Here is an 8,114-nt window from a genome sequence, read left to right on the forward strand (position 1 = left end):
TTCAGACCTACATCGCACCAAATTAGTGCAAAAAAATACTGTATTTTAAAAAAACAACCACTAAAAATAATACAATACAGTTACTTAAACGTTGGCACACTACCTGCATATAAACCTAAAATAAGATTTACGTATTAATAGAGGATAGCATGAGCAAAAAGCAAACCTTAGTTGTTATCGGTAACGGCATGGTTGGACATAACTTCCTGGAAAACCTTGTCGCTAGTGATATAAAAGACACATTCGACATTGTGACTTTCTGTGAAGAAGAACGACCAGCATATGACCGTGTACATTTAACTGAGTTCTTCTCAGGAAAAACTGCAGAAGAACTCTCTATGGTTACTGAAGGTTTTTTTGACAATAACAACATCAAAATTCACTTAGGTGATAAAGCGGTTGCTATTAATAAAACAAATAAATTCGTCACTTCAGCTAAAGGTGTTGAGATTAGTTATGACAAACTGATTTTAGCAACGGGCTCTTACGCTTTTGTTCCACCAGTTCAAGGTCATGATCGAGAAAATTGCTTTGTATATCGCACCATTGAAGATCTAGAAGCACTGACTGCTGCGGCCAAAAATGCCAAAGTAGGTGCTGTGGTTGGTGGTGGTTTATTGGGGCTAGAAGCAGCTAAAGCACTTAAAGACTTAGATCTTAAAACCAATGTCATCCAGTTTTCTCCACGCTTAATGTCCGCACAGCTTGATACAGGCGGCGCAAACATGCTGGCAAGTAAAATTGAGGCATTAGGCATTTCGGTCTTACCTAGTAAAAACACGCAAAAAATTGTTGATGGTGATGAGTGTAAACACAAAATGCTGTTTGCCGACGGTACTGAGCTGGAAACAGATATTATTTTATTTTCCGCAGGTATCCGCCCACGTGATGAAATTGCCCGACAAGCTAAATTAGAAGTTGGCTCACGTGGCGGGATTGTTATTGATAATCAATGTAAAACATCCGATCCTGATATCTACGCAATTGGCGAATGTGCTGTATGGAATGGACAGACTTTTGGCCTAGTTGCCCCAGGTTACCATATGGGGCGTACTGTTGTTGCTGATTTAGCGGGACAGGAAGCCAGTTTTACCGGTGCTGATATGAGTACCAAGCTAAAACTAAACGGTGTTGATGTTGCCAGTATTGGGGATGCACATGCAAACTCACAAGGCGCTTTAATCTACACGTACCAAAATGGTGCAGATGAACTTTATAAACGCCTGGTTGTTAGTGAAGACAAAAAGAAATTATTAGGTGCCGTGCTGGTCGGTGACGCTTCTGGTTATGGTGCACTTTCACAATACTACCTGAATGCGATTGATTTACCCGAACACCCAGATAGCTTGATCCTACCCTCTCGCTCTGATGAGTCAGTGGGTTTAGGTCCAGATGCCCTACCCGAGTCAGCACAAATCTGTTCGTGTTTTGATGTCACTAAAGGACAAATCTGCTCAGCGGTAGAAAATGGCTGTCACACTATGCCAGCACTCAAAGATGCAACGAAGGCAGCAACCGGCTGTGGTGGTTGTACTGCCTTATTAAAATCAGTGCTAGATTGTGAACTGGAAAAATCAGGCTTTGAAGTCAATACTGATATCTGTGAGCATTTTGCCTATACACGTCAGGATTTATATAACCTGATGATGGTCGGTGAAATTAAAACCTTTAATGATTTCTTAACACAACACGGTAGTGGCCGCGGCTGTGAAGTGTGCCGTCAAGCGATTGGTTCTATCCTGGCATCTTACTGGAATGAGTATGTATTAGCTCAAGGCCAGCTAAGCGTGCAAGATACTAATGATACCTTTCTAGCCAATATGCAGAAAGATGGTACCTATTCCGTTGTACCACGTATGACGGGTGGTGAAGTTACACCAGAAGGCTTAATTGCTATCGGTCAAATTGCTAAAAAATATAAGTTGTACACCAAGCTAACAGGTGGGCAGCGTGTTGATTTATTCGGCGCCCGGGTTGATCAATTACCGCTGATCTGGAAGGAGCTAATTGATGCGGGGTTTGAATCGGGTCATGCTTACGGAAAATCATTAAGAACCGTTAAATCCTGCGTGGGTAGTACCTGGTGTCGATTTGGTGTCGATGATAGTGTCGGTCTTGCCGTTGAACTAGAGAATCGATACAAAGGTTTACGCTCTCCGCATAAAATAAAATTTGCTGTTTCAGGCTGCACACGTGAGTGTGCCGAAGCACAGGGTAAAGATATAGGTGTGATTGCTACTGAAGGTGGCTGGAATCTATATGTTTGTGGTAATGGCGGTATGAAACCTCGCCACGCAGACTTATTCGCTACCGATCTGGATAAAGAAACCTTAATCAAATATATCGACCGCGTGCTTATTTTTTATATACGTACTGCTGACCGTTTACAACGAACATCAGTCTGGATGGAAAACATGGAAGGTGGACTGGACTATTTAAAATCAGTGGTTATTGAGGACAAACTAGGCGTTTGTGATGATTTAGAGAATCACATGCAACAGGTTGTTGATACTTATCAATGTGAATGGAAAACCACGATTGAAGATGAAGACAAATTGAAACGTTTCCGCCATTTTGTTAATAGTGATAAAACCGATGAAAATATTGTTTTTGTTGAGGAGCGCGGACAAATCCGCCCTGCTAACGAAGATGAACGCCAGCATTTTGCATTAGTGGAGGAAGTGTAATGAGTCAATGGATGGATATTTGCGCAGTCACTGACTTGCAAGCGGATTCAGGTGTTTGTGCACTGGTTGAAGGAAAGCAAGTCGCTATCTTCTATATGCCTAAAGACAGTGCCGTGTATGCAATTGATAATTACGACCCTTTTGGTAAAGTTCACGTACTATCACGCGGTTTGATCGGTGACATTAAAGGTGAACCGATGGTCTCTTCGCCTTTATATAAACAACATTTCAGCTTAAAAACAGGGCAATGTTTTGAGGATGAAACAGTTAAAAATAAGGTCTATGCGATTCGTATAGAAAATAATCGCGTAGAAATTAGCCTAGAAGGATAAGACAATGAATTATACATATTATATTGCCGACGCTTTTACCAAGAAGGCGTTTAATGGTGCCCAGGTTGCTGTTTTCCCCGAAGCGGAAGGTTTAAATGCGCAGCAAATGACTCTGGTTGCTCGCGAATTAAACCTATCCGAAACTGTATTTCTGTCAAAAATAGGAAAATCAGGAAATAGGTTTCAGATGAAACTATTCTCACCTTTAGGTGAAGTGGATTTTGCCAGTCAGGCAATCATTTCAGCTGCCTTTGCATTAGCGGCAAATGGCAGATTAAAACTTAATAATACCCATACGCCTGTTGTTTTTCAGCTAAATTCAGGGGATGTTGAAGCAAATGTAAGCAGCACTGATGGCAAACCAGACTTTGTGCAATTTACCCGTACGGTCTCACCTGTGGTTGATTACTTCGCACCTTCTGAAGCTGAACTAGCTAGTTTCTTAGGTATTGATGCAGCTTATATTGATAATAATAAATATGCGACACGCCTGGTTTCCTGTGGTGTTCCTTATTTGATTGTGCCAACTTTTTATTATGAAACCTTACGTGAGGCCAAGTTTGACTTTGCAGCATGGAGCCAATCTATTGCCCCACAAACTGCTGCACAGGAATTTTTATTAGTCTCACCGAAAACACCAGCGCAAAACACTGATTTTGCTGTGCGTCTGCTAGGGCCAAATATTGGTGCCCATGAAGACCCTCCTATTGGTTCTGCAATACCGGCATTAGCAGCCTATCTATGTTCTTTTGATCACTTGCAAAAAGGAACTTATACATTTGCAGTAGAACGAGGCGATGAAGCAAAGCGTCGTAGTGTATTAAACCTTGAAATGGACCATAAAGGTGAAGACACCCTAACTCTTAGAGTCGGTGGTGAGGCTGTTAAAGTTTCTGAAGGGACTATGTTTATTCCTGAAGCCTAGGCCAGACGTTTACCTGGATTACGTTAAGTATCTAGAGCATGGGGCGCAGGCCTTTAGTCCGCCTTTCATATGCAGGCTAAGCGTCCCATCAATGTTAAAACTCAGCCTTGTGAGCAGTATAAAGCTTAAAAATTTATTCAATATTAAAGAGGAAATATTATGTCTTATTTAGTCCCAGCCGAGTTTGTCACCAAAATGGTGGACGCTGGAGAATCAAAAATTTTCATGTCAACCAGAGATACCTTGATCAGAGCTTTTATGGCCGGAGCTATCCTCGCATTAGCCGCTGTATTTGCAATTAACTCTGCTGTTCAGACTGGCTCTCCATTGATCGGCGCTATTCTATTCCCCGTTGGTTTCTGTATGTTGTACTTAATGGGCTTCGACTTGCTGACAGGTGTCTTCGTATTAGCACCATTAGCCTTACTGGATAAAAGACCAGGGGTTACCGCGGGTGGCGTTTTAAGAAACTGGGGACTGGTATTTATCGGTAACTTTGGTGGCGCTCTAACTGTAGCGTTTATGATGTCATTTGTATACACCTACGGCTTTTCTGTTGAGCCGGGAGCAGTTGGACAAAAAATTGCTACGATCGGTGAGGCGCGTACCCTAGGATATGCTCAGTATGGTACCGCTGGTTGGTTTACAATCTTCATCCGCGGCATGTTATGTAACTGGATGGTGTCTATGGCCGTAGTTGGCGCCATGATTTCTACTACTGTTAGCGGCAAAGTCATCGCTATGTGGATGCCTATCATGTTGTTCTTTGCAATGGGTTTTGAGCACTCTGTTGTTAACATGTTCCTATTCCCATCAGGAATGATTATGGGTGGTGAATTCTCAATTATGGATTACCTGGTCTGGAATGAAATTCCAACGGTTCTAGGTAACTTATTTGGTGGCCTGGCATTTACTGGCCTTACTTTATACACCACTCACGTAAGAACAGCACCAAAACGTGTACCTGCTAAAGACGGTTGGTAAAAAATAGTAGCACAGAATGTGCTGACGATAGCAGGCGCATCAACATCCGAAAGATGCGTTTCGTACCTCAACACATCCTATAGCCTATTATTTATAGTTCCCATGCTCTGAGGCTGTGAAAGTATTCAACAAAATCTCCTCTTAGTTAAGGGGTTAGGGGAGGTTTGATATATTAAAACTAATCATGCAATATCAATAATATATGTTTTATAAACTTGAACATCGAGTATCAAGCAATATGCCCAGCCAATTAAAAGTATCTGTAGGACAATATTCCGATAAAGGCCGCAAGCAAATCAATCAGGATTTTCACGGTGTTTACATCCCTGAAGAGCCTCAATTAACTTCAAAAGGCATTGCCATTGCTTTAGCAGATGGCATTAGTAGCAGTGATGTGGGTCAAGTTGCCAGCCAGGCCACTGTCACGGGCTTTCTGGATGATTATTTTTGCACCTCAGAAACCTGGTCAGTCAAGAAATCAGCACAACGGGTTTTGACTGCAACTAACTCCTGGTTATATTCACAGACTCAGCAGGGTCAATATCATTACGACAAAGATCGTGGCTATGTATGCACATTAAGTGCCATGATTATCAAGTCGACAACAGCACATATATTTCATCTGGGAGATACGCGGATTTATCGACTACGTGATAATACTCTGGAGCAATTAACCAAAGATCATCGCCTGTGGGTTTCACAGGATAAAAGCTACCTCAGCCGTGCCATGGGTATCAATGCTCATCTGGAAATTGATTATGAATCACTACCAGTGGCTAAAGGTGATACTTTTCTAATGACCACAGATGGAATTTATGATTATATCAACTCTCGCTTTATGATTAATGCTATCCAGAGACATGACAATGATCTGGATACCGCAGCAAAAAACATCGCTGAAGAGGCTTACCAACAAGGAAGTGATGACAATCTTACAGTACAAATTATCAGAGTTGATGAACTTCCCTGTCAAAATGCAGATGAAATACACCAGCAATTAACCGAACTCCCCTTCCCGCCACTACTGGAAGCCAGGATGGTTTTTGATGGCTATACAATTATCAGGCAATTGTATGTCAGCAGTCGTAGTCATGTCTATCTTGCAGTCGATATTGAGTCAGATATTCAAGTCGTCATAAAAATACCATCCATTGACCTTCGGGGTGACGCTGCCTACCTGGAAAGATTTCTGATGGAAGAATGGATTGCCCGCCGCATTAATAGCGCGCACGTGCTGAAACCATGCGCAATCACTCGGCAACGTAACTATTTATATGTAGTCACGGAATACATTGAAGGCCAGACTTTGACTCAGTGGATGACTGATAACCCAAAGCCTGAAATTGAAACGGTACGCGAAATAGTTGAGCAAATTGCCAGAGGATTACGTGCATTTCACCGACTGGAAATGTTACATCAGGATTTAAGACCTGAAAATATCATGATTGATAGCAAAGGCACGGTAAAAATTATTGATTTTGGCTCCACAAAAGTAGCTGGCTTAGACGAGATTACTACCCCCATTGATCGGGCTAACTTATTAGGTACAGCACAATACACAGCTCCAGAGTATTTACTAGGTGAAAGTGGCACGCCTCGCTCGGATCTTTTTTCATTGGGGATAATTACTTATCAAATGCTAACCGGGAAGTTACCTTATGGTGCCGAGGTAGCAAAATCTACAACAATAGCCGCACAAAAAAAATTAAAATATATATCTCTCTATGATGATGAGTGCGAAATCCCGCTGTGGATCGATGAAACACTTAAAAAAGCAGTATGCCCTAACCCCTCTAAACGCTATGAAGAACTGTCCGAATTTATATTTGACTTGCGTAATCCAAATAAAGAATTTCTTAATAAAGCTCGCCCACCATTAATAGATCGAAACCCAGTTGTTTTCTGGAAAAGTGTTTCTTTTGTTCTGTTAATTATTGTTGCAATATTGTCAGTTTAATTTTTATACAGGATTAAATAATTTGCATGTTACTAAGTACAATCACCATAATCAGGCAAAACCTATTATTGATGTAAAGTAAAATGTGATTCGCTGGTAAAGTTTGAACTGGATAACAAAACAGCAGTAAAGAGCTTTATCATTGTTGACTGTGTGCTGTATATTGAAAAATGAAAGATAAGTAGTTTTAATTTATTTCAAAGAGACAATAAAATGAAAATTTTTAAAATAGCAATATTATCAAGCATTCTAATAAGTACTATTGGCACGGCTCAGGCAGAAAATGACTTTAACTTCGGAACACGCCTGTTAAAAATGTCAGTTTTAAATGTGCATGGTGAAACATTCAGAAATGTTGAAGTAATGTTGAAAATAGATGGTACTTATCAGATTATTTCAGCAGAAGCACCAGTACAGCTTGATAACCCAGTTTGCGATATCGACCGAGAAACAGCTAGACAAGATGCTTTAGCCGATGCACGGGAAGATTGGGGCTCTGATTACAGCATGGTGCAATACGTACTTAATAAAGATATGGACGCTTATGACGATATATGTGCAATGGAAAAATCGGCGGTATATCTTGAAGTATTAAATGAAGCATCTAGTGACTGGTATCCAGATTTTAGTATGGTTAAATACTCACTTGAAAAGGATTTAGAAGCTTATAAGGATGTGCAATAGTAAAAATTAAATATCCACATTCTAAAAACAGTGGTTTTGATTTCACTCTGGAAGGGTGTTTTTAGTACTGTTGATATTCAAAAATTTGAGTGGAGTACAATTGCTTCAGCTATTGCTGTTTCGGAAAAAGCTAAAGACTTTTTACTCCTTTCATTATACTCTGCTTTAAACAGGGGACAGACCACAATTAACCTGAATTAATACCAGTAAAAGTAGAGAAGACAGATACTGAATGATAATAAAAATGGTCTGTTCCTTATTGCTCCATACGCTGTTAGAGTTCGGTTGTATATCTTTCTCCGTTATCTGGTTTGACAAATTTCATCGATACAACTATAGTACTGAAGTTTCCCAATAATTATTTATGGTAAAATTGAAACTATGCTACAACTATATGAAAAAAATAGTCTTTTCATTCGTTTCAAATGCTATTGCCTAAGGGGAATTAAGTAGGGGTTTGCTATAAACATGGCAAAACCACCTAAAATAAACCTCGATACACCAGCATTGTGTATTTCAGCTACTCAATAATTGGGAAACTTCAG

Annotated in this window: 6 protein-coding genes; all 6 read left to right on the plus strand. The window is 40.4% G+C overall.

The genetic code is table 11. The features are described 5' to 3' along the window. Nucleotides 1-149 precede the first annotated feature (149 nt). Complete coding sequence (nirB, locus tag CDZ78_RS03460) at nt 150-2,687, plus strand: nitrite reductase large subunit NirB (protein ID WP_087868719.1); 2,538 nt, start codon at nt 150-152, stop codon at nt 2,685-2,687. Further along, nucleotides 2,687-3,019: a nitrite reductase small subunit NirD gene (gene nirD / locus CDZ78_RS03465; protein ID WP_087868720.1), complete on the plus strand. Its 333-nt coding sequence runs from the start codon at nt 2,687-2,689 to the stop codon at nt 3,017-3,019. Before nirB ends, nirD begins: the two co-directional genes overlap by 1 nt. A gap of 4 nt (nt 3,020-3,023) precedes the next feature. Beyond that, nucleotides 3,024-3,944 carry a PhzF family phenazine biosynthesis protein gene (locus CDZ78_RS03470; protein WP_087868721.1) on the plus strand — a complete coding sequence of 307 codons (921 nt, stop codon included), beginning with the start codon at nt 3,024-3,026 and terminating at the stop codon, nt 3,942-3,944. 159 nt (nt 3,945-4,103) lie between these two features. Beyond that, on the plus strand, nt 4,104-4,928 hold the full coding sequence (locus CDZ78_RS03475; protein ID WP_087868722.1) for a formate/nitrite transporter family protein: 825 nt from the start codon (nt 4,104-4,106) through the stop codon (nt 4,926-4,928). 238 nt (nt 4,929-5,166) lie between these two features. Next, nucleotides 5,167-6,885 (plus strand): bifunctional protein-serine/threonine kinase/phosphatase, encoded by a 1,719-nt coding sequence (locus tag CDZ78_RS03480; protein ID WP_087868724.1) that lies wholly within the window; start codon nt 5,167-5,169, stop codon nt 6,883-6,885. Nucleotides 6,886-7,098: 213 nt separating this feature from the next. Then, the gene (locus CDZ78_RS03485; RefSeq protein ID WP_087868723.1) at nt 7,099-7,569 is read left to right on the plus strand and encodes a hypothetical protein; all 471 of its coding nucleotides are present in this window, start codon (nt 7,099-7,101) and stop codon (nt 7,567-7,569) included. Nucleotides 7,570-8,114: the final 545 nt, after the last annotated feature.

Origin of the sequence: Bathymodiolus platifrons methanotrophic gill symbiont, assembly GCF_002189065.1 — a bacterium.
Classification (GTDB): domain Bacteria; phylum Pseudomonadota; class Gammaproteobacteria; order Methylococcales; family Methylomonadaceae; genus Methyloprofundus.